This window comes from Adhaeribacter pallidiroseus (assembly GCF_003340495.1).
Taxonomy (GTDB): domain Bacteria; phylum Bacteroidota; class Bacteroidia; order Cytophagales; family Hymenobacteraceae; genus Adhaeribacter; species Adhaeribacter pallidiroseus.
Genome location: NZ_QASA01000001.1, coordinates 1,014,222 through 1,039,184 on the forward strand (window position 1 = coordinate 1,014,222; position 24,963 = coordinate 1,039,184).

Annotated in this window: 25 protein-coding genes; 19 read left to right on the forward strand and 6 right to left on the reverse strand. The window is 41.9% G+C overall.

Annotated features, from left to right (window positions below; all coding sequences use genetic code 11):
* Positions 1–71: 71 nt before the first annotated feature.
* The 3 genes from AHMF7616_RS03880 to AHMF7616_RS03890 all read right to left on the reverse strand — a co-directional run bounded on the left by AHMF7616_RS03880 (position 72) and on the right by AHMF7616_RS03890 (position 1,977).
* Complete coding sequence (locus tag AHMF7616_RS03880) at positions 72–440, reverse strand: hypothetical protein (protein ID WP_115371685.1); 369 nt, start codon at positions 438–440, stop codon at positions 72–74.
* Positions 441–481: 41 nt separating this feature from the next.
* A complete protein-coding gene (locus AHMF7616_RS03885) occupies positions 482–1,114 on the reverse strand; it encodes a uridine kinase family protein (protein ID WP_115371686.1) in 633 nt (210 codons plus the stop codon).
* Between the two features lie 89 nt (positions 1,115–1,203).
* Positions 1,204–1,977, reverse strand: a complete 774-nt coding sequence (locus AHMF7616_RS03890) for an SAM hydrolase/SAM-dependent halogenase family protein (protein ID WP_115371687.1) — start codon at positions 1,975–1,977, stop codon at positions 1,204–1,206.
* 93 nt (positions 1,978–2,070) lie between these two features.
* On the opposite strand from AHMF7616_RS03890, the gene AHMF7616_RS03895 reads away from it, so the two are divergent.
* The 13 genes from AHMF7616_RS03895 (at position 2,071) to AHMF7616_RS03955 (ending at position 14,496) form a co-directional block, all read left to right on the forward strand.
* The gene (locus tag AHMF7616_RS03895) at positions 2,071–3,096 is read left to right on the forward strand and encodes a PhoH family protein (protein ID WP_115371688.1); all 1,026 of its coding nucleotides are present in this window, start codon (positions 2,071–2,073) and stop codon (positions 3,094–3,096) included.
* Positions 3,097–3,231: 135 nt separating this feature from the next.
* Positions 3,232–3,660 carry a GNAT family N-acetyltransferase gene (locus AHMF7616_RS03900; RefSeq protein ID WP_115371689.1) on the forward strand — a complete coding sequence of 143 codons (429 nt, stop codon included), beginning with the start codon at positions 3,232–3,234 and terminating at the stop codon, positions 3,658–3,660.
* Positions 3,657–5,780 carry a ComEC/Rec2 family competence protein gene (locus tag AHMF7616_RS03905; protein WP_115371690.1) on the forward strand — a complete coding sequence of 708 codons (2,124 nt, stop codon included), beginning with the start codon at positions 3,657–3,659 and terminating at the stop codon, positions 5,778–5,780. The genes AHMF7616_RS03900 and AHMF7616_RS03905 overlap by 4 nt, the downstream gene beginning before the upstream one ends.
* A gap of 213 nt (positions 5,781–5,993) precedes the next feature.
* The gene (locus AHMF7616_RS03910; RefSeq protein WP_115371691.1) at positions 5,994–6,767 is read left to right on the forward strand and encodes an enoyl-CoA hydratase/isomerase family protein; all 774 of its coding nucleotides are present in this window, start codon (positions 5,994–5,996) and stop codon (positions 6,765–6,767) included.
* 40 nt (positions 6,768–6,807) lie between these two features.
* Complete coding sequence (locus AHMF7616_RS03915; RefSeq protein ID WP_115371692.1) at positions 6,808–7,275, forward strand: sterol desaturase family protein; 468 nt, start codon at positions 6,808–6,810, stop codon at positions 7,273–7,275.
* A 13-nt stretch (positions 7,276–7,288) separates the two neighbouring features.
* Positions 7,289–8,191 (forward strand): MerR family transcriptional regulator, encoded by a 903-nt coding sequence (locus tag AHMF7616_RS03920; RefSeq protein WP_115371693.1) that lies wholly within the window; start codon positions 7,289–7,291, stop codon positions 8,189–8,191.
* A gap of 570 nt (positions 8,192–8,761) precedes the next feature.
* Positions 8,762–9,277 carry an RNA polymerase sigma factor gene (locus AHMF7616_RS03925; RefSeq protein ID WP_115371694.1) on the forward strand — a complete coding sequence of 172 codons (516 nt, stop codon included), beginning with the start codon at positions 8,762–8,764 and terminating at the stop codon, positions 9,275–9,277.
* Between the two features lie 29 nt (positions 9,278–9,306).
* Positions 9,307–10,788 (forward strand): phytoene desaturase family protein, encoded by a 1,482-nt coding sequence (locus AHMF7616_RS03930; protein WP_115371695.1) that lies wholly within the window; start codon positions 9,307–9,309, stop codon positions 10,786–10,788.
* Between the two features lie 99 nt (positions 10,789–10,887).
* Complete coding sequence (locus AHMF7616_RS03935) at positions 10,888–11,721, forward strand: phytoene/squalene synthase family protein (protein ID WP_115371696.1); 834 nt, start codon at positions 10,888–10,890, stop codon at positions 11,719–11,721.
* Positions 11,722–11,726: 5 nt separating this feature from the next.
* Complete coding sequence (locus tag AHMF7616_RS03940; protein WP_115371697.1) at positions 11,727–12,251, forward strand: hypothetical protein; 525 nt, start codon at positions 11,727–11,729, stop codon at positions 12,249–12,251.
* 35 nt (positions 12,252–12,286) lie between these two features.
* Positions 12,287–12,949 (forward strand): lycopene cyclase domain-containing protein, encoded by a 663-nt coding sequence (locus AHMF7616_RS03945; RefSeq protein WP_233507316.1) that lies wholly within the window; start codon positions 12,287–12,289, stop codon positions 12,947–12,949.
* Positions 12,950–12,954: 5 nt separating this feature from the next.
* Complete coding sequence (locus AHMF7616_RS03950; protein WP_115371699.1) at positions 12,955–13,800, forward strand: 4-hydroxy-3-methylbut-2-enyl diphosphate reductase; 846 nt, start codon at positions 12,955–12,957, stop codon at positions 13,798–13,800.
* Positions 13,801–13,809: 9 nt separating this feature from the next.
* Entirely contained in the window at positions 13,810–14,496 is a 687-nt protein-coding gene (locus AHMF7616_RS03955) for a fatty acid desaturase (RefSeq protein ID WP_115371700.1), read from the forward strand.
* Between the two features lie 108 nt (positions 14,497–14,604).
* On the opposite strand, the gene AHMF7616_RS03960 is transcribed toward AHMF7616_RS03955, so the two are convergent.
* The 3 genes from AHMF7616_RS03960 to AHMF7616_RS03970 all read right to left on the reverse strand — a co-directional run bounded on the left by AHMF7616_RS03960 (position 14,605) and on the right by AHMF7616_RS03970 (position 17,789).
* Complete coding sequence (locus AHMF7616_RS03960) at positions 14,605–14,967, reverse strand: heavy-metal-associated domain-containing protein (protein ID WP_199474107.1); 363 nt, start codon at positions 14,965–14,967, stop codon at positions 14,605–14,607.
* A 76-nt stretch (positions 14,968–15,043) separates the two neighbouring features.
* Positions 15,044–17,278 carry a TonB-dependent receptor gene (locus AHMF7616_RS03965; RefSeq protein ID WP_115371701.1) on the reverse strand — a complete coding sequence of 745 codons (2,235 nt, stop codon included), beginning with the start codon at positions 17,276–17,278 and terminating at the stop codon, positions 15,044–15,046.
* 91 nt (positions 17,279–17,369) lie between these two features.
* Positions 17,370–17,789, reverse strand: coding sequence for a hypothetical protein (locus AHMF7616_RS03970; protein WP_115371702.1), 420 nt, complete (start codon positions 17,787–17,789; stop codon positions 17,370–17,372).
* A gap of 333 nt (positions 17,790–18,122) precedes the next feature.
* Here AHMF7616_RS03970 and mraZ point away from each other — a divergent pair, with 333 nt between their 5' ends.
* The 6 genes from mraZ (at position 18,123) to mraY (ending at position 24,937) form a co-directional block, all read left to right on the forward strand.
* Positions 18,123–18,590, forward strand: coding sequence for a division/cell wall cluster transcriptional repressor MraZ (gene mraZ / locus AHMF7616_RS03975; protein WP_115371703.1), 468 nt, complete (start codon positions 18,123–18,125; stop codon positions 18,588–18,590).
* On the forward strand, positions 18,591–19,496 hold the full coding sequence (gene rsmH / locus AHMF7616_RS03980) for a 16S rRNA (cytosine(1402)-N(4))-methyltransferase RsmH (protein WP_115371704.1): 906 nt from the start codon (positions 18,591–18,593) through the stop codon (positions 19,494–19,496).
* Between the two features lie 111 nt (positions 19,497–19,607).
* The gene (locus AHMF7616_RS03985; protein ID WP_233507318.1) at positions 19,608–20,042 is read left to right on the forward strand and encodes an FtsL-like putative cell division protein; all 435 of its coding nucleotides are present in this window, start codon (positions 19,608–19,610) and stop codon (positions 20,040–20,042) included.
* The gene (locus AHMF7616_RS03990) at positions 20,026–22,122 is read left to right on the forward strand and encodes a penicillin-binding protein (protein ID WP_115371705.1); all 2,097 of its coding nucleotides are present in this window, start codon (positions 20,026–20,028) and stop codon (positions 22,120–22,122) included. Before AHMF7616_RS03985 ends, AHMF7616_RS03990 begins: the two co-directional genes overlap by 17 nt.
* A complete protein-coding gene (locus AHMF7616_RS03995; RefSeq protein WP_115371706.1) occupies positions 22,122–23,585 on the forward strand; it encodes a UDP-N-acetylmuramoyl-L-alanyl-D-glutamate--2,6-diaminopimelate ligase in 1,464 nt (487 codons plus the stop codon). The genes AHMF7616_RS03990 and AHMF7616_RS03995 overlap by 1 nt, the downstream gene beginning before the upstream one ends.
* Before the next feature lie 134 nt (positions 23,586–23,719).
* Positions 23,720–24,937 (forward strand): phospho-N-acetylmuramoyl-pentapeptide-transferase, encoded by a 1,218-nt coding sequence (mraY, locus tag AHMF7616_RS04000; protein WP_115371707.1) that lies wholly within the window; start codon positions 23,720–23,722, stop codon positions 24,935–24,937.
* Positions 24,938–24,963: the final 26 nt, after the last annotated feature.

Here is a 24,963-nt window from a genome sequence, read left to right on the forward strand (position 1 = left end):
GTAGTTTCGGAAATGATGTTTGTTTAGCAACAAAGCTATAAGTATAAAAATTTCGGAAACTGCCGGAAAAACTAAGGGGCGTTGGGAATTATTACGAAACCGAATAATATCCTGAAAAAATAAGTAAAATAGCGTGGTTGGAGCAGCAATGCCGGTATTTTGCTAACCGGTGTACTAAATTCAGGATGTAACCATTGAATAAAAGGAACCAGCGGTAATACAAAATAAGAAGTAGTGGCCTCAAAGGTTACTTTCTGCTTTACTACCGTTTTCTCTTTTTTGGCAGACTGCTTCAGTTGACTGCCTGATTTGGAAATTGGTTTTGGCGCAACCAGATTGTAGGTAGTAATTTCCTGGTTGTTTAATAACAATACACACAAGAGCGTTACTGCGGTAAACAGGAAACGTATTTGCTGCGTTATGTTACGAGTAGCTGCCATTTAAACTGCGAAGATACAGTATTTTGCCTCACTTAAATATATCAAAGCGGATTACTTTCAATTTTTGTTCTTAAAAAAGAAACCAGTACATCTAAGCCATTCGCAAAATGCCGGTTGTTGGGTATAATTAAATCTGCATCGTACTTGTAGGGTCGGATATACTTCTCGTAAGTAGGTACAACGTGATGGGAGTAGCGGTACAAAACATCGTCTAAACCACCGTAACCGCGCTCTTTTACATCGCGCATTATCCGGCGCTGCAGTTTTACGTGTTCTTCGGCATCGATGTAAACTCGTAAATTTAAATGCTGAGCTATTTCCTGGTAATGAAAAACAAAAATACCTTCTACCACCACAATGGGGGCCGGCTTAAATTCCAGATCACGAGGAATAATATCCGGATTATTAAAAGTATACTCTTTACGGATAAAGGATTCGCCATTTTTTAAACGTAAAACATCCTGGGCGTAAGCAGCGGCGTCAATCGAAGAAGGTAAATCAAAATTGATAATGCCGTTTTCGTCCAGTTCCTGATCGTCGTGCGGATGGTAATAGTTATCTTGAGAAATCAGGCAAATTTCTTGGGGAGAGAAGGAAGCAATTAATTTTTTTAAAAAAGTGGTCTTGCCCGAAGCACTTCCACCCGTAATCCCAATAATAAAGGGTTGTTGCATGTTTATATTAAAATGGCGCCGTGAAATAAAGCTGGTACTTTAAAAATTCACGCTACCGGAACAGCAATAAAAAAAGAAAAGTTTAAGCGCTACAGGATCTTTTTAAAATGAACGTTTACTTGGGAATCGTAGTGCAAACCGAGCAGCTCGGAGGCATGGCCTTTATTTACGCCAATAGATAGCCAGCCTTGCTGGTTGTAAAAGCAAATAACATCACCTTCGTCCACCTGGGTAAAGTCACCGGAAATTTTTTGCACCGATTCGCGGGCAAAATGGACGGTAAACGGGCGATCGTGGCCTATGGCGTCCATACTATCGCGGGATACATTTGTAATTAAGTTGCCATAATGGTCTACGTGAACCACATGACCTGTAATAGCGTGGTCGCTTAAACGTAACTGGCGATTAATTAATTCGCGGTAATGCGTGATTGAGGTACCTAATTGGTTTAATTCGGTGCCGGTAGCTAAGGCAGCAGCAGCTGGAGCCAATATATCTTTTGCCACAAAAGTAGTAGAACCAGTAAACAGCAACTCCACCATTACCACGGGTTGTGATTCAAAAATTAAAGATAAAATTCCATTATCGGCTGCTATAAAATAATGATCCTGAAATTGCACCGCCAGGTACCGGTCCTGTTTACTTCCTTGCGAATCAACAGCCACCAGGTGAACGGTATCCGCCGGGAAATCGCGGAATAAGGAGTTTAATACAAAGGCCCCGTGTGCGATGTTATACGCCTCTACATCGTGCGAAATATCAATGATTTGGGTTTGCGGGGCACTTCGTAAGATTCTGGCTTTCACGGCGGCTACGTAGTGATCGGTATATCCAAAATCAGACAAAAAAGTAATCAAACCCATACAAGCGAACTATAAATTTTGTATTATTGTAATATACAAAAGTAAGAACATTTTATTTTTAAATTAATAGTATACGCAAAATAAGCTAAGCATTTGGTAGAAAAAGTAATTACTTTAGAAAATGTATCGCTGATAGATTTTCTAGGAACTGAGAATCAGAATATTAAACAATTAGCAGCCGCTTTCCCCAGTAGTAAAATTATTTCGCGGGGTAATGAAATCAAGATTCAGGGGAAAACTCCCGAAATAACTAAAATAAACGAAATTTTAAGTTCGCTGATCGAACATTATCATAAATTTGGTAAGATAACCCATACCAGCGTGAACCACTACATAGCGGCGGACGGTGATACGGAAGAAGAAGTAATTGCTACTTCTCCGGACATTATCGTGTACGGTAGTAAAGGCGGTATTATAAAAGCCAAAACCCCGAATCAGCAAAAGTTGGTGGATGCCGTTGAGAAGCACGATTTGGTTTTTGCTTTAGGACCTGCCGGAACCGGTAAAACCTATATTTCGGTGGCTTTAGCGGTGCGGGCGCTAAAGAATAAAACCGTAAAAAAAATTATTATATCCCGCCCGGTAGTAGAAGCTGGTGAAAACTTAGGCTTTTTACCAGGCGATATGAAGGAGAAAGTGGATCCGTATATCCGGCCAATTTACGATGCCTTGGAGGATATGATTCCGGTTGAAAAGCTGAAGTATTATCAGGAGAATAAAATTATTGAAATTGCACCTTTGGCTTATATGCGTGGTCGTACGTTAAACAATGCTTTTGTATTATTAGACGAAGCCCAAAATACCACGCCCATGCAAATGAAAATGTTTTTGACGCGAATGGGCCCTAGTTCGAAAGTAATGATCAACGGCGACCGTTCGCAGATTGACTTACCAACTAAGGTAAAATCAGGTTTAATCGATGCGCTGCAAACCTTAAAACACATTAAAGAAATTGCTTTCGTGGAAATGAAGGCCGAGGATGTGGTGCGGCATAAGCTGGTGAAATCCATTGTGGAGGCGTACACCAAAGCCGATGAAGCGAAGTTACAAGTTCCGGAAAAGCCAACTGCAGACCAGGAAAACCGGCCTATAAAGCTAGCTGAGCCGCGAATCGCCTAATTTTTTAAATTATTGTTGTTAATGGATGTAAGTGGTTATTTCGCATAAGCCGCCTACATCCATTTTTAATTTACGAAGGCTGCCTAATTGATAATCTGGAAATCTGGTAAATCAAGTTTTTAAAACCTCTTGCTTATGATTGTTGTAAAAAAAGTATCGGATATCCGGGACTTAGATGCCGGGTTTACCGTCCGGGAAAAAGTATTTGTAGAGGAACAACGAGTACCCGCCGATGCGGAATACGACATATACGATAAAACGGCTCATCATTATTTAGCTACCTATAACGGAGAACCCGTGGGAGCCGCCCGTTGGCGCAAAACCGAAAAGGGAATTAAATTGGAAAGATTTGCGGTTTTGGCCGATTACCGGAACTTACAAGTAGGCAGCGCCCTTTTGCAAAATGTGTTAGAAGACGTACAAACTACATATCCAGAACACCTGATTTACCTACACGCCCAACTACCAGCTGTCGCTTTTTATAGCCGCCACGGTTTTATTAAAGAAGGGGAAATTTTTAGCGAATGCGCGATTGATCATTACAAGATGGTATATAAAGCATGATCCATTGGGCACCTTACCTGTATGTTAGATTAACGCTTTGCTTTTGTGCCGGTATTTTGTGGCAAATTTACGGGGAGTCTTCCTATGCCTTGTTGCCATTATTTATCGTTCTCCTGACAGTTGTTTTTTTAATTTTTCATATAGCTGGCACCCGGCAGGCATCCGATTTATTCATCTTTTTAGCTGGCTTCACAAGTTTAATTGTTGTTTTTCTACTAGGAAGTATTATTACTTACCAACGCACCGAAAGCAATCAAGCCAACCATTTACTCCACCAAAAGCTACCAGTAGATTATTATACCGGAGTTATCAGTGACTTTGTGGTTGAGAAACCTAATCATTATAATGTTATTCTACGAGTAAACCAGGTAAGAAGCACAGCAGGGTGGCAATCTGTTACGGGTAAGATTTTACTTATGATGCGCAAAGCACCTGGCTTAAGAAAACCGCAGTACGGGGATGTTTTACTCGTAAAAGGAAGACCTGTTCTGCCCGAAGCCTCCTTAAATCCCTACGCTTTCAATTCTAAGGAGTATTTGGCAAGGCAACAGATTTATCATCAGCATTATGTGTGGCCAGAACAAATTAATGTAATTGGCTACGACCCACCTTACCGGTTTATGGCTACCAGCATCCAACTCCGCAATTACTTGGATGCTATTTTGAAGAAATATGTGCCCGGCCAGCGGAATTACGCTATTGCCACCGCCTTAGTGTTGGGCATGAAAGAATACTTGGATACCGATATTAAGGCTGCCTATACCCGCACAGGCACCACCCACGTACTGGCCGTTTCGGGGTTGCACGTGGCTTTATTGTTTTTTGCCTTAAATATTATTCTGGGCAGATTAGCCAAAACGCAGCGGCAAAAATTAGTATTGTTTCTGGTACTGCTTCTGGTTATGTGGCTTTATGCTTTTGTAACTGCTTTATCAGCTTCCGTACTTCGGGCAGTAGTAATGTTTAGCTTATTGTCGGTAGGCAAATTTTTTAAACGCCGCAGTAATATGTATAATATTCTGGCGGCAACCGCTTTTGCCTTGCTAGTGTACAATCCTTACTTTTTACTGGATGTTGGCTTTCAATTATCATTTGCAGCGGTTCTAGGTATCGTTCTCTGGCAGCCTCGTTTTAATAGTTTAATAGATATGGATAATTGGCTAGGTAAAAAACTTTGGGAAGGAGTTACAGCATCGGTTGCAGCTCAACTAGCAACTATACCATTAGCCTTATATTACTTTCACCAGTTTCCGGTTTATTTTCTTGTAGCTAATTTATTTGCGGTGCTTATTTCCGAGTTTATTTTATACGTAGGGTTTGGTTTGCTAGCCTTTAGTTGGTTCCCTGGGGCAGGGCAATTACTAGGGCAAGTAATGGGTTGGTTACTAGATGGAATGAACTATGTAGTACTCCTGATGGAAAAGTGGCCTATGGCCATTATTGAAAGTATTTCTTTATCGATGGCCCAGGCTTGGATGCTAGCAGGAGCTTTTCTGTTGGCTACTTGGTTTATGTTGTACCGGCATAAACTGTTTTTAGTCGCATTTGCTATTACTGTAGCTTGTTACTCCGCTTTACAACTTGCTAAAATGCAGAGTCAGCATCGGCAGCAGTTATGGGTAGTCTATAATTTAAAAAATACCTCCGGCCTGGGTTTTATTCAAGGTAAGCAAGCCACCTTACTAGCTGATTCGGCAGTGTTGGCCAACAAAAATAATTTTACCTACAACATTCAACCACATTGGTACCAATTAGGCATTCAAAAAACGCACTATATTACTTTGCCTAACACACCCCCTTCGATAATACCCAGTTTTACAACTCCGGCCGGTAACTTGGGTTTAGTTTGGCGCGGTTTGCGCATTTTTATAGTACAATATCCCGAACAATTCACCGCAGCTTTATCTGCTCGCCTTCCGTTTGATTACGTTCTTTTGCGACAAAATGTACGGGTAGAACCCGCTAATCTGCAGGAAGTATTTCAATTTAAATCACTTATTTTAGATTCTTCTAACAAACCATGGTACCGGCAACTAATAAACCAAAAATGCCGAAGGCAACAGATTCCCATTTACGACGTTTCTAAACAAGGGGCCTTTGTGTATAGTCCGACTAATTAACTTCTCATAAAGTAAAGCCTCTAGGGCAAGGTTGGTTTCTAGTACAATTTTTGATATTCATGCTTTATCTAAAAGTTGGATGGAAAATTTAATTAAACAATACTCAAGCAAGTACTTGGCTCTTCATTTTTAATTAGATTAAAGAATCGAACACCCCCACTTTTTTCGTACATATTATTGAATTTGTCAGGCTAGTTTTAAATCCGATAAGGCATGCATTATATAGATTACTACATCGAGAACCGGATTGGGTATATTACCTTAAACCGTCCGGAAAAACGTAACGCGCTTAACTACCAAGTTATAAGCGAATTAAAAGAAGCATTTGATTTAGCCGAAGGAGATGATGATTGTAAAGTTATTGTTTTAAAGGCAAACGGCGATGTATTTTGCGCCGGGGCTGATTTAGGTTACATGCAGGCTTTGCAGGAAAATACTTTCGAAGATAATTTAAATGATTCTACGCATTTGGCGCATTTATTTTATCAAATTTATACCCTTCGTAAAATGGTAATTGCTCAAGTGCAAGGACCCGCTATTGCCGGTGGTTGCGGATTGGCTACCGTATGCGATATTATCTTTGCCTCACCGGTTGCTACTTTTGGGTATACCGAAGTGAAAATTGGCTTTATTCCGGCTATAGTCAGCGTGTTTTTGCTGCGCAAAATAGGCGAAACCTATACCAAGCAACTGCTGCTTTCCGGCGATTTATTGTCGGCTGCCGAAGCTAAAAACATTGGTTTGTTAACTTATTTAGTTCCGGCTTCGGAATTAGAGGATCAAGTATTTGCCTTTGCTAATCGGATTTGTGAGCAAAATTCGCTGCAATCCATTGAATTAACCAAAGACTTGATTGCGCACCTGCAGGATATGGATTTGCAACGTGGGTTAAGTTATGCCGCCGAACGCAATGCTTATGCCCGCGAAACGCTGGATTACCGGCGGGGTATTACCTCTTTTTTAAACAAAGAAAAGATTTCCTGGTAATATAAAGTAAACATTTACGGTTGTATTAAGTTGTTGTACTATGTGGTGGAACATTGGCATCGTAATACTTACTTTTTTCTCGATGGAGGTTGTGGCCTGGTTTACGCATAAATACATTATGCATGGTTTTTTGTGGTTTTTACACCGCTCGCATCATACCCATCATCCGCACCCACTCGAACGCAACGACTTGTTTTTTGTTTATTACGGGATTCTATCTACGATATTCGTTATTTACGGGAGCGATAATAGGGATTACCGCTTTTGGATTGGCATTGGCATTGGCATTTACGGCTTGGTTTATTTTCTCATTCACGATGTGTTTATTCATCGCCGCTTACGGCTATTTGGTAAAACCCAAAATACGTACTTAAAGGCATTGGATATTGCCCACAAAGTGCATCATAAAACTACTGGTAAAAACGGGAGCGAATCTTTTGGTATGTTGTGGGTGAATTCTAAATTTTATAAGCTGGCAAAAGCAAGAGCCAGATCAAAATCAAACTAGAGCAGATAAGGCAGTGGGGCAATATTCGATTAAAGAGTTAGAGCAATTAACGGGAATTAAAGCCCATACTATACGCATTTGGGAGCAGCGCTACGGTATTTTAAAACCTAAACGATCAGAGACCAATATTCGCAATTACGACGACGACGATTTAAAGCATATATTAAATGTTTCTTTGTTAAACCAAAATGGCTACAAAATTTCAAAAATAGCCTGCATGACCGATTGCCAGATCGGCGACGCGGTATTTCGTTTAGCCGAACAAAAAGAACATTGTCTGCACCAGGTTGGCGCTTTAATTGGTGCCATGATTGAAATGGATGAGGAGCGTTTTGATAAAGTGCTAACCACCGTAATTCTGCAAAAAGGATTCGAAGCTGCAGTCAATCAATTAGTACTGCCATTTCTGCAAAAAATAGGTATTCTGTGGCAAACGGGTAGTATCAATCCGGCTCACGAACATTTTGTATCCAATATCATCCGGCAAAAATTTATTGTTGCAATTGATGGTCAAGTTATACCGAGTGGAAACGAGGTTCCCCGTTTTATGCTGTATTTACCCGAAGGAGAACTTCATGAATTAGGACTTTTGTTTATGCAGTATCTTTTAAGGGTCCGGCAAATGCGCGTGATGTACTTAGGCCAGAATTTGCCTTTTGCCGATTTAATAAAAGCTTACGAAGGTTTTCGGCCGGATTATATTTGTACGGTAATTACATCGGTGCCGGCCCGGGAAGAATTGCCCGCTTATGTAAATCATTTAATCGATAGTTTTCCGGATTGCCAGTTTTTTGTGTCCGGTTATCAATTTTCTTGTTGCGCCATTTCTTTACCCAAAAATTTTAAATTTTTTAAAGACATGCACAGTCTCTCTCAGGAAATAGACGCCTTAAAAGCAGAATTGGTATTTACTTAAAAAATTGCGTTTAACGTAAGGGGGTACAGGTAAAGTATTCAAGTTATTTAGGAAGTTTTCTGGTAAGCTTGTAAATACATAAAAGCGCTTTCATTAGCGGATGATGCCTTTAATTTTAAAAAAAGCACTGGTTTAAACAAAAAGTAAGTGCTTTTATTTATTGTTTCTAATTCATATTGTTTCGTAAAACCGTTCTAAGAACAATCAACTAATTTGTTGGCTCCGTAATTATTTTATATGAGTGTAATTTGGATGGCTAAGTTGAGGGGCATTTCCGTAACTATACTGAGCGAATTTATTCATGAATATGTAATTAAAGTAGTGGCGAAAAACGCTATTAAGTTATATAGAATAAGTAGTAAATTTTTCAGTATTAAATCCGGAGAACTTTACAGTACGTAGTAGATGTAATATTTTATTTACCTCTGATTTCTACCATTTACTACCTAAGTATAAAATACTATTTATTGATTTTGTTTAATGTTATTTTATTATAATTAAACAAAAAATTTTATTTTAAGTAATAGCATATATATTTGTATAAGTTTTACCTAAAAAAAGTTGAGCAGAATGACATCCACAGAATTTAGCTCCATGGTGCAAAAAATTTCCAAATCTTTAAAGCCCGTAGCTCTTAACTTAACCCGCGACGCAGATGATGCCAAAGATTTAGTACAGGAAACGTTACTTAAAGCTTTATTGAACAAAGATAAATTTAAAGCTGGCAGTAATTTAAAAGCTTGGCTGTACACCATCATGCGGAATACCTTTATTAATAATTACAATAAAATTACCAAACGTAGCAGCAACATCGATTCCACAGAGTATTTCCAGTACTTTAACACCGACGAGAATTATATTGCTAAAAACGGTGCCGTTTACACTTTTGTCGTATCCGATATAAATGAGGCCATTGCGCATTTAAACGAAGAATACCGCACGCCTTTTATGATGTACTACATTGGGTTTAAATACCTGGAGATTGCTGAAAAATTAAATATTCCGATTGGTACGGTTAAAAACCGCATTCACATTGCCCGGAAAGAATTAAAGCAAGTACTCAAAATTTACGAGTTAAATGGGTAGATAATTACAATTTTAAGATCAGAAGTATTTTGAACGGTAAAAAGGTTGTAGTTATTGGTTCTGGTTTTGCTAGTTTAGCCGCAGCAACCAGTTTAGCCGCCAGCGGATTTACCGTTGAAGTGCTGGAAAAGAATAATTCTCCGGGCGGACGAGCCCGCAGTTTTTCTGAAAATGGTTTTACTTTCGACATGGGGCCCAGTTGGTACTGGATGCCCGATGTTTTTGAACATTATTTTAAAAAATTTGGTAAGTCCACTGCGGACTATTATCAACTTACTCGCCTCGATCCTTCTTATACCATTATTTTTGGGCAAGATGATTTTATGCCGGTGCCGGCCCAAATGGGGCAGCTTAATAGCTTATTTGAATCTTTAGAAACCGGTAGCAGCCAGGCTTTACATAAATTTTTGGCTCAGGCCGCCTACAAATACGAAGTAGGCATCAATAACCTGGTTTACAAACCCAGCCGGTCGGTTACCGAATTTTTAAATTTAAAATTATTGGTGGATGTCTTGCGGTTAGATGTGTTTCAATCGATTCACGTACACCTGCGTAAATATTTTCGGCACGAAAAATTACTAAAACTGCTTGAATTTCCTATTTTATTTTTAGGCGCCTTACCCGAAAATACACCCGCGCTTTATTCTTTGATGAACTACGCCGACATAAGCTTAGGTACTTGGTACCCCAAGGGCGGCATGTACCAAATTGTGGCGGGTATGGTAGAGCTAGCTAAAGAGCAAGGAGTTATCTTCCATTTCAACCAGGAAGTTAAGCAAATACAGGTACAAGATAACGAGGCGAAGCAAGTAATAACTGCCACCAGTTCTTTTATGGCTGATGTGGTAGTGGCAGGAGCCGATTACCACCATGTAGAGCAAAATATACTTGCCCCGGAGTACCGTACTTATTCCCAAGCGTATTGGGATAAGCGCGTTATGGCCCCTTCTTCCCTCATCTTTTACTTAGGTGTAAATAAGCGGTTAAACCGGTTAACACATCACAATTTATTTTTTGACGAAGATTTTACGCCACACGCTCGCGAAATCTATGAAACTCCGCAGTGGCCAGCAAAGCCATTGTTTTACGTTTCGGCTCCTAGCCAAACAGACACTTCAGTAGCGCCGGAAGGCTGCGAAAACTTGTTTATTTTAATTCCGGTAGCTCCTGACTTGGAAGATACGGAAGCCATTCGGGAACATTATTACCATTTGGTAATGGACCGTTTGGAAAAATTAACCAAACAAACTATTCGGGACGCAGTAGTAGTAAAACGCAGTTACGCACACGCCGATTTTATCCGCGACTATCATGCTTTTAAGGGCAACGCTTATGGTTTAGCGAATACATTAATGCAAACCGCCCTTCTGAAGCCCGGACTAAAAAGTAAAAAAGTTAAAAACCTTTATTTTACCGGGCAGTTAACTGTACCAGGGCCGGGCATGCCCCCTTCCCTTATCTCGGGGCAGGTAGTAGCCGAGGAAATCCGGAAAGAATACAGTGTAAAATAATTAGAAATTAGAAGTTATGCATTAGAAATTATATCTACCCCAAAAGATTCATTTCTCCATTTCTAATTACTAATTCATAATTTTTAATTATTAAAAACTATGGAATTATTTGATCTTACAAGTTATAAATGCAGCCGATTAATTACCCAGCATTATAGTACTTCGTTTACTTTGGGTATTAAAACGCTAGATAAAAAATTCCACTTTCCGGTTTATGCTGTTTATGGGTTTGTGCGCTACGCCGATGAGATTGTCGATACTTTTCACGATCACGATAAAGGCGCTCTATTGCAAGAATTTAAAGAAAGCACCTATAAGGCTATTACCAGTAAAATTAGCCTGAACCCTATATTGCACGCTTTTCAGCTAGTCGTGCACCAATACCAGATCGAACACGAATTTATCGAAGCTTTTTTGCATAGCATGGAAATGGATTTGGAAGGAAAGCGCTACGATAAAGATTTATACGACGAATACATATATGGCTCCGCTGAAGTAGTAGGTTTAATGTGTTTGCGGGTTTTTTGCGAAGGAGACCGGGAGTTATTTGAAAAATTAAAAGAACCCGCTCGCAGCTTGGGCGCTGCTTTTCAGAAAGTAAATTTCTTGCGTGATATGAAAAGCGATTACCAGGAACGCGGGCGCGTGTACTTTCCCAAAATAGATTTCCAGTGTTTTGATAATGGGTGTAAGAAAGAAATAGAAGAAGATATTTTAAAAGATTTTGACCTGGCTTACGAAGGAATTTTAAAATTACCCCGCTCCGCCCGCATGGGAGTTTACCTGGCGTACATCTATTATTTAAAATTATTTAAAAAAATACAGCATTTACCGGCTGCCCGAATTTTGTCTGAACGCGTAAGAGTACCAGATAACACAAAGATTGCGTTATTATTGGGTACCTATGTAAAATACAGGCTAAATACCATCTGATCACCGTGAATGTACTGCTGCTACCTGGATTGTTGTTTATTTTTTCATTTTTTCAAACAAATTTAACTTACAAAGCTGCTGACTTGCGCAACGTTTATTTTAAGGCCGCCAATGAGCAACAAGCTTACGAACAATTAGCGCCCCACTTAGCTAAGTATAAAGGCAACGATGTGCTAATTCAAGGATTTCAGGCTGGGATAGAAGGAGTTGGAGCTAAATACGCTTCGGGATTATACGCTAAAATAAAACACGTTCGGAAATCGGCTCAGGATTTTGAAAAAGTAATCAGCAAAGATCCTTATAATCCGGAAGTACGTTTTTTACGCTATACTATTGAATACCACATACCCCGTTATTTATTAATGAGCGGCCACTTGCAAGAAGATAAAAAAGTAATTTTTAAAAGTTTATTAAATTACCCGGATTCGGGAATAGAGCCGGATGCTTTTAAAATTATGCGGGATTATTTTTTGCGCGGCAACCACAGTACCGCCGACGAGAAGCAAAAGCTTCGCAACCTAAAAGTATAATGTATATCTACCTATATTTAAATATTTTCACCATTTTGTTTCCCTTTTTACTATCGTTTGATAAACGGGTGCAATTTTATAAAAACTGGAAATATTTATTTCCGGCTATGTTAATAAACGCTTTAATCTTTATAATCTGGGATTCTATCTTTACCCATCAGGGCGTTTGGGGTTTTAATGATAAATACCTGCTGGGCATTTACCTGTATAATTTACCACTGGAAGAAGTACTTTTCTTTGTAACCGTTCCGTACGCTTGTGTATTTATTTACGAATGCCTGAATGTATACATTAAGCAAGACTTTCTGCAAGCTGGGTCGTTGGTGGCCACTATTGTTTTAGCTATTTTTATTATTTTGGTTGGTTTGCTGCACTTGCGGCAGTTATATACTTCCGTAACGTTTTTGTTTTTGCCGGTAATTATGTTGGTGCATTATCGTTTATTCCGGGATAAGCTGCTGGGCCGGTTTTATCTGGCTTATCTGGTTCATTTAGTACCCTTGTTTTTAGTAAATGGCGTATTAACGGCTTTACCGGTGGTATGGTACGACAATGGCCATAATCTGGGAATCAGGTTAACAACCATTCCCATTGAAGATACTATTTACTCCATGATTATGCTGCTCGTAACCATTACGGCTTACGAATACTTCCGGCGCCATCAAAAACAAAACCTTCCGGCCCCAAACTTTGTTTAAAAGATATGTTACAGCTGCGCGTTCGTATCGATCCTAATTCCGGCTTTTGCTTCGGAGTAATTTACGCCATTCAAATGGCGGAAGACATTCTGGATGAGCAAGGGTATTTGTATTGCCTGGGCGATATTGTGCACAACGACGAAGAAGTGCAGCGCTTAGAAAAACGCGGATTGCGGATTATTAACCACGAGCAGTTAAAAGAATTGCGCGAGGAACACGTACTCATCCGGGCCCATGGCGAACCACCCAGCACCTACCAAACGGCGCTGGAAAATAATTTAAATTTAATTGATGCCTCTTGCCCGGTAGTTTTAAAATTGCAGAACCGGATTAAAACCTCTTACGACAAAGACGAGAAAATATTTATTTATGGCAAGCACGGTCACGCCGAAGTGCTTGGTTTGTTAGGTCAAACTAACAATAACGCCGTGGTTTTTGAGAGTATCGACGAGCTTTTACAAAACGAATTGCCCGCTAACATTACCCTATATTCCCAAACTACCAAAAGCACCAACAATTTCTACAAAATTAAAGATTTGCTCGAAAGCAAAGGCTACCAGGTAAACGCCAACGATACCATCTGCCGCCAGGTAAGTAACCGCGACCAGGATTTGCGTAAGTTTGCGAGCCAGTTCGATAAAATTGTATTTGTGTCGGGCACAAAATCGTCGAACGGTAAGGTATTGTACCAGGTTTGTAAAGATACCAATCCTAATACCTATTTTATTTCGAAAGTAGAAGAACTGGATCCTACCTGGTTCCGGGAAAACGAGACGATTGGTATTTGCGGAGCTACCTCTACGCCCATGTGGTTGATGGAAGAAGTACAAAAAGCTTTGCTTGCTTATTAATTAATACTCATGCAACAGCCTTTTTTTAAAAAATACCAAGGTGTTCTGATTGCCAGCCTGATTATAATCTTATGGTTTAGTAGTCTTATATTCTTGCTGCACTTACCGGTAACCTGGACTTCCCCGGCTACTTACTTGTTTGTTTTAATTCAGACGCATTTATACACCGGTTTATTTATTACGGCCCATGACGCGATGCACGGCGTAGTGTCGGGTAATAAAAAGTTAAACAAAACCATTGGCGTTATAACCGCCGGCTTATTCGCGTATAACAGCTATTTCCGGTTGCTACCGCGCCACCATGCGCACCACCATCACGTAGCCACCGATCTGGATCCCGATTACCACGGCGGTAACTTTTTTGCCTGGTATTATTCTTTTTTAAAGCAATACATTACCTGGTGGCAGATAGTGTTGATGGCAATTACCTTTGACTTGTTGAAGTTGTTTTTTCCAGTCGAGAATGTTGTTCTGTTCTGGATGATTCCGGCTATACTGGCTACCTTTCAATTATTTTATTTTGGTACTTATTTACCGCACCGCGGCGAACACGAACCTACCAATAAGCATAAATCAAGTACGCAGGCTAAAAACCACTTGTGGGCTTTTTTCAGTTGTTATTTCTTTGGTTATCATTACGAACACCACGATAAACCGTACGTGCCCTGGTGGCAGCTGTATAAAGTAAAAGCCTGATCGATAATTTTTAATTTTATATATAAAACAAAGGAGCCAATCAACCAGATTGGCTCCTTTGTTTTATAAAAACGTAATGTTGTATGAATAAATAATCTAAAAAGAGCCTTAATCTTTATGAACGGCTTTGTCTTTCTTGCAGCAATCTTCCAGTTTGTTATAGGCCCGTTCGTTAGCGGGTACCTGGTCGGCATCGTAGCCAGTTAGGGTAACTGCCTGTCGTATTTTATCCGGATTAGTTTTGTTTGGGAAGAAGGCTACGGTTAAAACCTGCGAGTCTACGTCCAGGATGGCGGATTTTACCCCTTTTTCATAAGCCATAGACTTCTCTATGGTTTTTTTACACATGTTACAAACCGAAGAAGTTTTAATTTTTATTTCCTCGGTACTCTTGCCTTTGTCTTGAGCCAGACCTGCCAAGGAAAAACACATGAACAGGAAAGCGGGCGCAATTGATTTTAAAGTTTTCATGAGATATCTGGTAATAATAATTTTTAAAAATTTTGAATTAAATGGGCTCCGACGCTCATCCGTGTAAGATTAAATACTATTCAATTTTAAATCGCAAACCGCCGTAAAATACCCGGCCAACGATGGGTCCCCACACCATGCTGGCATCAAAATTACTGCCAAAAGGATTTCCTGGTTCTATAATCGGATTGGCTTGTTTAAAGTTCAGTAAGTTCTCGCCGCCTGCATAAATCTCGAAACGCTTGAAAGCCCGCGTAACCTGACTATTTAAAACATAATACCGTTCCGAATATTTTACCTCTTGGGTCATGCCGTGGTGCGCATGTTCCGTAGCGGGTACCGGCCGTAAACCAAACCATTGGGTCGTAAAATCAACTCGCCATTTATCAAACGGCGTGGCAAAAGCCGCATTTACAAAAAAGCGATGTTTCGGGTTAAAGGGCTTATTTAGTAAATAATGGTTATAGGTGGTTCTGACATCAAAATACTTATAAGCCGCTTTTACATCCAGACCCGGGGCAACTTCTAATTGCACTTCCGTCTGAAAACTGCGGGAAAACGATTTGCCCTGCAAATTGCTGAAAATAACCGCGTTCGGATTGGTGTACATATCCGCTACCACCTGATTTTGAAAGCGGGTATAGTAGTAGTCGGTTACAAAAGTTCCTTTGCGGTCGGCCAGCTTAAAATATTGCGTAAACGATCCACCCACGTTCCAGGCCTTTTCGGGCCGTAAAGCTTCGCTGAAAACGAACGCGCGGGAACTAACCAAGGAGCCGCTATTTTCGGCAATTGGGTTGGCAATCCGGAAACCTTGACCCGCCGCTAACCGGAAAATGCTGTTAGGTGAAAAATCGTATTTAACGTTTAACCGGGGTGTAAATACCGATCCATACAAATTATGGTAGTTGTACCGGGCACCAGCTACTAAGGTTAAATTTTGATTATTCTGGTACACGTACTCAAAAAAAGCGCCTGGCACCGATTCGTGCCGGTTAAAGTGTTGCTGCGTGAACAACTCCTGATAATCATCCAGTTGGTAATCTAAACCGGCTTTGTAAGTGTGCATGGTGTTGCCAAAAACGGACTGAAAGAGCAACCGGGCCAGTAAGTTGTTTTGTTTGCCGTTATACTGCCGTTGGCCGTAAATAGAATTAAACTGGTGGCGGGTACCTGATACAATTACCCCCACGCTTTGGTACGGTTTGCCCGGAAAAGTATACGATGTTTTATTGTAAGCCTGAAATCGTTTGGTTTTTGATTCTAGGCCATAGTTTACCTGAGAACCCTGTTGGGCTTCGCCTTTCTGGTAATCCACTTGGCCGCCCAAGCGGTCTTCCTGTAAAGCCTGAATGCCTACTTCTGAAACCACACTTTTACCGCTCAAGTATTTCCATTTGTTAAAAACATTGTACTGGGTACTTAAAGGCAAATCTAAAAAGCGGTCGTGGTTACGGTCTACGCGGTTTCCTAAATGGTCCGTATGGAACATAAGTACGGTACTCAGTTTTTTGGTAAGATTAGTCGAAAAGTTCAGGTTGCCGTCGAATTTAGCCAGGCTGTTGCCGTATAAATTTAAAAAAAGCCGGTCGGTTTTTTCCGGTTCCTTCAACCGCACGTTTACTTGCCCCGAAATGGATTCGTATCCATTAATCACCGAACCCATGCCTTTAATAATATCAATCGCCTCGATGTAAGTTCCCGACAAATAATTAAGCCGGTACGGCGTAGCTAATCCGCGCAAATTCGGAATATTATCGGTAGTCAGTAAGGTATAGGCGCCATCCAAACCCAGCATCTGGATCTGACGAGCCCCCGAAACTGCATCAGAAGTCGTAACTTCCACAGAAGCATTGGTTTCGAAACTTTCGGCCAGGTTACAGCACGCTGATTTAGTTAAATCCTTGGCTGTAATTACTTGGGAATGCGTGGGAGTAAGTGCTGAAAACCGTTCGGTTTGCCCAATAACGGTTACCTCGTTTAAGGTTTTGGCTTTTTGGAGATAAACGGTTAAGGGTGCATTATTTTCCAGCGTAATCGTATCGGCTTGGTAGCCAATATAACTTACCATAATGCGGGAGGTATTGGTGGTGCTATCGGTTGGGAAAGCTAAAGAAAAGTACCCTTTTTCATCAGTTACGGTACCCACCCCACCTGGAGGCCAATACACCGAAGCACCAATTAACGGAGCAGTTTGCCCGTTTACTTTCTCGAAAACGTAGCCGGTAAGGGTCTGGGCCCATACCGGATTGTTTAGGAAGAGCAGGAATCTCAGGATTAGTAATCCGGGAACCCGTACGTTTGCTTTCATCACGCAAAAATTTAAAATATTTAAAAAAACAAAAAAGCCAGGCAAAGCAGATGTCGCTACTCTGACTGGTACAGTAGGTTTTAATAAATATCTAAACTAAAAATTGATGCAGGGTTTTTAGCAGCTCGGTGCCAAAAAGGGGAGGAGATTTGTTGTTATCAGAGTTGGGTAAAGCATCACGCAACATTTGCTCCACCCATAAAAAAGCTACTTGCCTTTCCACAGGCAATATTACCGGAATCTTAATAGCGCAAGGCTTTTCGGCGGCCGGCGTTTGTAGTTTATGGTATTGTTTGGTGTTAATGCAGCACTTCGGACCCAACTTGGTTTTAGCGGGTGCTGGCTTTTCGGCCTTCTTTTTAGCGCAACAGGTATCGGCCTTAGGTTTAACGGGCATATTGCCTATAACGGCCATTAAACAAATTTGCTCGGTAGCTGCCATGCCCACAGAACCCAAGGTTATTACCAGGGCCAGGCACAGACAAATTACCCGAGCGAATTGCTTTTTCATCAGGCAAATTTAAAAAAATTCTTCCACTTTCTCCCACTTTTTACAAGTGTTCTTTTCTCAGGCTTAAATCCTATGCATTTCTGAAAATGTAAATATTTGTTTTTTAAATGTTTAAGAAAATCAAAAGCTGTTTTTGACCTAAAAACGGCCATTACGTTTAAATGAAGCCGTTTTTTATATTAAGATGATAACTATGTGGATAATGTGCATAAGTGGTGGGGATAACCATAATTTATCCACAAAGTGGTAAAAAGTGGGAGATCGTGGTTGACAGAAATTTTGGATTGTGTACATTTGTTTACCCAGGATATTTAAAAAACTTGGGTAGGTCCTATGAACTTTCTCTCCGGTGAATACGAGTGCAAGCTGGATCCTAAAGGACGATTGGTTTTACCTGCCAAGATAAAAGCCAATTTACCAGAGGAGTCGGGCAATCACGTGGTATTAACCCGGGGATTCGAACCTTGCTTGGTATTATATCCGAAACAAGAGTGGAAAAAAATTTACGACCGGGTAGCGGGCCTGAATGAGTTTAATGAAGAATACCGGCATTTTCAGCGGAATTTCTTCCGGGGTAATACTGAGATTGAATTAGACAATACGGGCCGGTTCATTTTGCCGCGCACCATGGTGCGTTACGCCGAAATAGACAAAGATGCTATTATTGTAGGTCTTGGAAACCGGGTGGAAATCTGGAATCCGGATAAGTATGAGGATTTCCTGATAAAAGATCAGGAAAGTTTTTCGCAGCTGGCGCAAAAGTTTTTAGGTGATCAGCCCTTAAATCCAGAGGTGGCATAAATGAGTTATCATGTTCCTGTTTTATTACCGGAGTCTGTAGCAGCCTTGGATATTAAGCCCGGCGGTATTTACGTGGATGTTACTTTTGGGGGTGGGGGCCACTCCCGCTTTATTATAAACCAGTTAACGGATGGCGCCCGGTTGTATAGTTTCGACCAGGATAAGGATGCGGAAGAGCAGGCGCAAGAAATAGCAAGTCCGGCTTTTACTTTTGTGAAGGCCAATTTTCGCTATTTAAAAAAATACTTACGGTTGTACGGGGTTAAAGAAGTAGATGGCATTCTGGCCGATCTGGGCGTATCGTCGCACCAGTTTAACGTGCCGGAACGCGGTTTTTCTACCCGCTTTGATGGACCCTTGGATATGCGCATGGACCCGGAGGCACCAATATCGGCGAAAGAAGTTTTGAGTACTTACGCCGAAGAAGATTTGCACCGGATTTTTGGCATGTACGGCGAAGTAAAAAACGCCCGTACGCTGGCCTGGCAAATTGTAACGGTTCGGGGCAGTCAGAACCTGGAAACCATTGCGGATTTTAAAAAAGCCATTGGCAGTTTGATACCGCGGGGCAAAGAAAACAAATACTTGGCCCAGGTTTTTCAGGCTTTGCGCATCGAGGTAAACGACGAGCTCAAGGCTTTGGAAGAAATGCTGGAACAAGCCGTAGCGGTGTTAAAGCCCGGCGGTCGGTTGGTGGTAATATCGTACCATTCGCTGGAAGACAGGTTGGTCAAAAATTTTATTGCTAAAGGCAAGTTTTTTGGCGAAGTAGAAAAAGATTTATTCGGGAACGAGATTAAACCGCTCGCTTCCGTGATCCGCAAAGCCATTGTTCCCTCGGAAAAAGAATTACAGGAAAATAACCGTTCCCGGAGCGCGAAGCTAAGAGTAGCGCAAAAATTATGAGATAAAAAATTAGTAAAAAGTTACGAGTTAAAAGTTGAAAAGTGTGCCGGTGCCTAATCAGCGAAAGAAGAACGTAAAACCGAAAACAGATAACTTAAAATAGATTACAGAATGGCCTACAACACAGTAAAGGAAAGACCCCCGGTAAAGGTAAAAACCAATACCCTGCGCCCGGTGCCGGTACCCGCCCCGGTAGAAGTGCCCCGCCAAAAAGGCACCAGCTTGTTTCATTTACTGGACCGCTACACCAAAGTAGATATCATTTTTCAGGATGGCTTGCCGGTAAAATACCTGCCTTATGTGCTCTATATTATGGCCGTAACTTTATTTTACATCGGTAACACCCATTACGCCGAAAAAACCATTCGGAAAATAGACCGCACCAAAAGCGAAACCGAAGATTTACGCGCCGATTATACCACGCTGAAATCGGATTACATGGAGGCCAGCAAGCAAAGCGAAGTAGCCCGCAAAGTAGCGCCCGCCGGTATCATCGAAAGTTCCTCACCACCTTATCAAATTAGAGTAGATGGGGAAGAATATTAAAAAATCGATTGTTACCCGGGTACGGGTAGCTTTCCTGTGCGTGTGCCTTTTTGCCGGTGCCATTATTTATAAAGTCGTCCGGATTCAATATTTTGAAGGTACCAAATGGCGCCAGATTGCCAAAGAAAGCCGCATTATTTACCAACCGGTATTTGCTACCCGCGGTAATATTTACTCCGACAACGAAAGTATTCTGGCTACCTCGCTGCCTTTTTACCGCGTAGCCTTTGATGCTACCATCTGCGACGATAAAATTTTTAATAAAGGTATTGATTCGCTGGCCTTACTCTTATCGCGCTTTTATCAGGATAAATCGCCGGAAGGTTATCGCCGCAAAATTAAAAATGCCCGCGCCGAGCAACGTCGCTACTTGCGCCTGCACCCGCGCCAGATCAATTATCAGGAAAAAAAGATGATGGCGTCGTGGCCTATTTTCCGGGCGGGTAAGAACAAAGGCGGGGTCATTTTTGAAAAAGTAGATAAGCGCTTCCGCCCATTTGGCTCCTTGGCCCAACGGACCATAGGCCGCTTAAGCGAAGATGGCAATGGCTCCGGTCTGGAATTTACCTATAACCGCCAATTAGCTGGCAAAGACGGCGAAGCTTTGTTCGAACGCATGGCCGGCGGTAACAAGCCAATTTACGACGGCACCGAAATCAAACCGCTGCCGGGCTACGACATTAAAACCACCATTGACATCAACCTGCAGGACGTAGCCGAAAACGCTTTGTACAAAGCTTTGGTGTTAAATAATGCCCAGTACGGTTGCGTAATATTAATGGAAGTAAAAACCGGGGCGATTAAAGCCATAGCCAATTTAGGTAAAGCCGGCGAAGGCGTTTACGTGGAAAATTATAACTACGCGGTAGGCGATCACGGTCGTACCGAACCGGGCTCTACGTTTAAGCTGGCTTCCATGATGGCTTTATTCGAAGATACGGACCTCACGCCGGAAGATACGGTAGATACCGGCCATGGTCGGCAAGTGTTCGGGGGCGTGAGTATGGGGGAAGCCCACGGCGGCGGCTTCGGTAAAATCTCGATTTCGCAGGTTTTTGAAAAATCATCCAATGTAGGTACCGCCAAACTCATCGAAACGCATTTTGGCAAAAATCCGGAAAAATACATCGACTATTTGCAGCAATTCGGAATCGATAAACCATTGGGCTTTCAGATGCACGGCGAAGCGAAACCATATATCCGCAAAACGACCGACCGCGGTTGGAGCCGTTCTACTTTGTCCCGGATGGCTATTGGCTACGGCTTAAAAATTTCGCCGCTCCAAACGCTGGCTTTTTACAACGCAGTAGCCAATAACGGCATTAAAGTGAAGCCGATGATCGTGAAAGAGATCCGGAAAGCCGATGCTTTAGTAGATTCTTTCCAGACGGAAACACTTGGTCGGATCTGCTCTGAAGAAACTGCCAAGCAACTGCGCTCTATTATGGAAGCGGTGGTGGAAAAAGGAACTGGTAAACAGGTTAAAAATTTAAATTACAAAGTGGCTGGTAAAACCGGCACCTCCTGGAAAACCAAAAACGGTAAATACATTAAAGATTACTCTACTTCGTTTGCCGGTTATTTCCCCGCCGATAACCCAAAATACTCGTGCATTATTATTATTGATACACCTAAAAAAGGCCGGATTTATGGCGGCGACGTGGCTGCACCGGTATTCCGCGAATTAGCCGATAAAGCCTACGTGCGCGATCTAGCCATTCACAAACCCTTTGCCGCCTTAATTATCCCAGATAAACGGGTGTTGCCACCGGTAAAAGCGGGTCAGCAGGAAGAATTAACGTTAATCTGTAATCGTATCGGCATTAGTAGTCATCCGGTAGCCGATCAGGAGTGGATTAAAGCCGATTCGCAGACGCATTCCTATGCCTGGAAGCCGGTGCCGTTGCAGGTGGGCCGGGTACCCGATGTGAGCGGCATGACCCTGCGCGATGCGTTGTTTTTGCTCGGCAACCAAGGTTTAAAAGTTAAAAAGGTAGGAATCGGCCGGGTGCAAAAGCAATCCCTGGAGCCGGGTTCTCCTATTCAGAAAGGCAGTGTTATTACCCTAACGCTTAGTTGATGGCGGAATTAGAAAACATTTTAAAAAAAGTAACCGTCGTTCGGCTTATTGGCCCGAACGACGTTGCTGTTCAGGGGCTCACCTTCGATTCGCGGATGGTAGTTGCCGGTACGGCTTTTTTTGCCATTAAAGGCGTACAAGCCGATGGTCATGGATTCATCTCCAAAGCGGTAGAAAAAGGAGCGGTCGTAATTGTTTGCGAAATATTGCCCGAGGAGCTGGCGCCGCAGGTTACGTACGTGCAGGTAAAAGACACCAGCGAAGCCCTTGCTTTAATGGCCGCCGAATTTTACGGTAATCCCTCCCAAAAATTACAACTGGTAGGAGTAACTGGTACCAACGGTAAAACTACTTGCGTTACTTTGCTGCATAAGTTGTTCCGGGAATTAGGGTATAACGTGGGCATGCTTTCTACGGTGCAAAACCAAATTAACGAAAAAGTATTACCCGCTACCCACACCACCCCGGATGCCATTAATTTAAACATTTTGTTGCAGCAAATGGTGGAAGCTGGTTGTACGCACTGCTTCATGGAAGTAAGCTCGCACGCCTTGGTACAACACCGCGTAACGGGCTTAACTTTTGCCGGTGGCATTTTTACCAACATCACCCACGATCACCTGGATTACCACAAAACGTTCGACGAGTACATCCGGGCGAAAAAGTTGTTTTTTGATATGCTTCCGGCCAAAGCATTTGCTTTAACAAACGCCGATGATAAACGGGGAGCCGTGATGCTGCAAAATACCCAAGCCAGTGACCATGAATACTCTTTGCGGAAAGCAACTGAATTCAAGGCGCGTATTCTGGATAATTCGATCCAAGGCTTGCATTTAGAGATAGAAGGCAACGAGATTTGGTTTAAGCTGATCGGGGCCTTTAATGCTTACAATATTTTGGCGGTTTACGGGGCAGCTGTTTTATTGGGCGAAGATCCGCACGAAGTACTAACTGTTTTATCCAGCTTAACCTCAGCGGCTGGTCGCTTTGATTATTTGGTATCGGATACCCAGATTACCGGAATTGTGGATTATGCCCACACGCCGGATGCCTTGGAAAACGTTTTGCAAACCATCCAGCAAATCCGGAACCCTAAACAGCAAGTTATTACCTTAGTAGGTTGCGGTGGCAACCGCGATGCCACCAAGCGCCCCATTATGGCCGATATAGCCTGCAAGCTCAGCGAACGGGTAATATTAACCTCGGATAATCCGCGCTTTGAAGATCCCCAGGAAATTATTAACCAAATGCAGCAAGGGGTAAAGCCCTTAGATTTTAAAAAAACCTTATCTATCGTGGATCGCAAAGAAGCTATTAAAACAGCGTGCGCTCTGGCTAATAAAGGGGATATTATTTTGGTAGCGGGCAAAGGCCACGAAACTTACCAGGAAATAAAAGGCGTAAAATACGATTTCGACGATAAGAAAATTTTGCAGGAAATGTTTACCCAAATGGGAAAATAAATTATGGATGGTTGAATGGTTAGATTGTTAAAGGGTTAAGTGTAGGGCAAAGAATCAGAATAGGCCAATTTTACTACTTAGGCATTTAACTAACCAACAATTCAGCACTTCAACCATTCAACAAGAACAAATAGATGCTCTACTATCTTTTTAAATATTTAGACAAACAGTTCGATTTTATTGGTGCCGGGGTGTTTCAATATATCTCCTTCCGGGCCGGTATGGCGGCTTTGGTGTCGTTGTTAATTGCCATGATCTTTGGTGGTAAACTCATTAAAGTCTTACAAAGTCGTCAGGTAGGCGAAAGTATCCGGGACTTAGGTTTAACCGGTCAAATGGAGAAAAAGGGTACCCCTACCATGGGTGGTTTGATTATTCTGTTAGCCATTTTGTTACCCACGCTGTTGTTTGCGCGCCTGGATAACGTTTATGTAATTTTAATGATTATTACTACCATCTGGTTAGGCTCCATTGGTTTCCTGGACGATTACATCAAAGTATTCCGGAAAAATAAAGAAGGTCTGGCGGGTAAATTTAAAGTAATCGGCCAGATTGGTATTGGTTTAATTGTGGGGGTGGTATTATTTTTCAATGATGATGTGGTAGTGCGGCAATACATTACCGATACCGGCATGAGTGCCGTGGATGCATCGGCCCGGTATAAAGACGTGCGGCAGATGATAACTACCATCCCGTTTGCCCGCAACAACGAACTCGATTACTATCAGCTGTTCTCCTTCGCTAGTCCGGTATTTGGTTCTTACGCCCGCTTCTTGTACATCCCTTTGGTAATTGTAATTATTACCGCGGTTTCCAATGGGGCCAATATCACCGATGGTATTGATGGCTTAGCGGCTGGTACTTCGGCTATTATTGGCGTTACTCTGGCCGTTTTTGCTTGGGTATCGGGTAATTCTTTCTTTGCCGACTACCTCGATATCATGTTTTTACCCAACTCCGGAGAGCTGGTGATTTTTTGTACGGCGTTTGTGGGCGCTTGCGTCGGATTTCTCTGGTATAATTCGTACCCGGCCCAGGTTTTCATGGGCGATACCGGAAGCTTATCCATTGGTGGAATCATTGCGGTTTTAGCGTTAATCTTACGCAAAGAGTTATTAATTCCGATACTTTGCGGTATCTTCTTAGTGGAGAATTTATCGGTTATGCTGCAGGTAAGTTATTTTAAATACACGAAGAAAAAATACGGCGAAGGCCGCCGGATTTTTAAAATGTCGCCGTTGCACCACCATTACCAAAAGCTAGGTTACCACGAAGCCAAGATTGTAGCGCGCTTCTGGATCGTTGGGATTATGCTGGCCCTGTTAACTTTGGTAACGCTGAAACTTCGTTAATCGTTGTTGGTTTTTCGTTGTTCGAG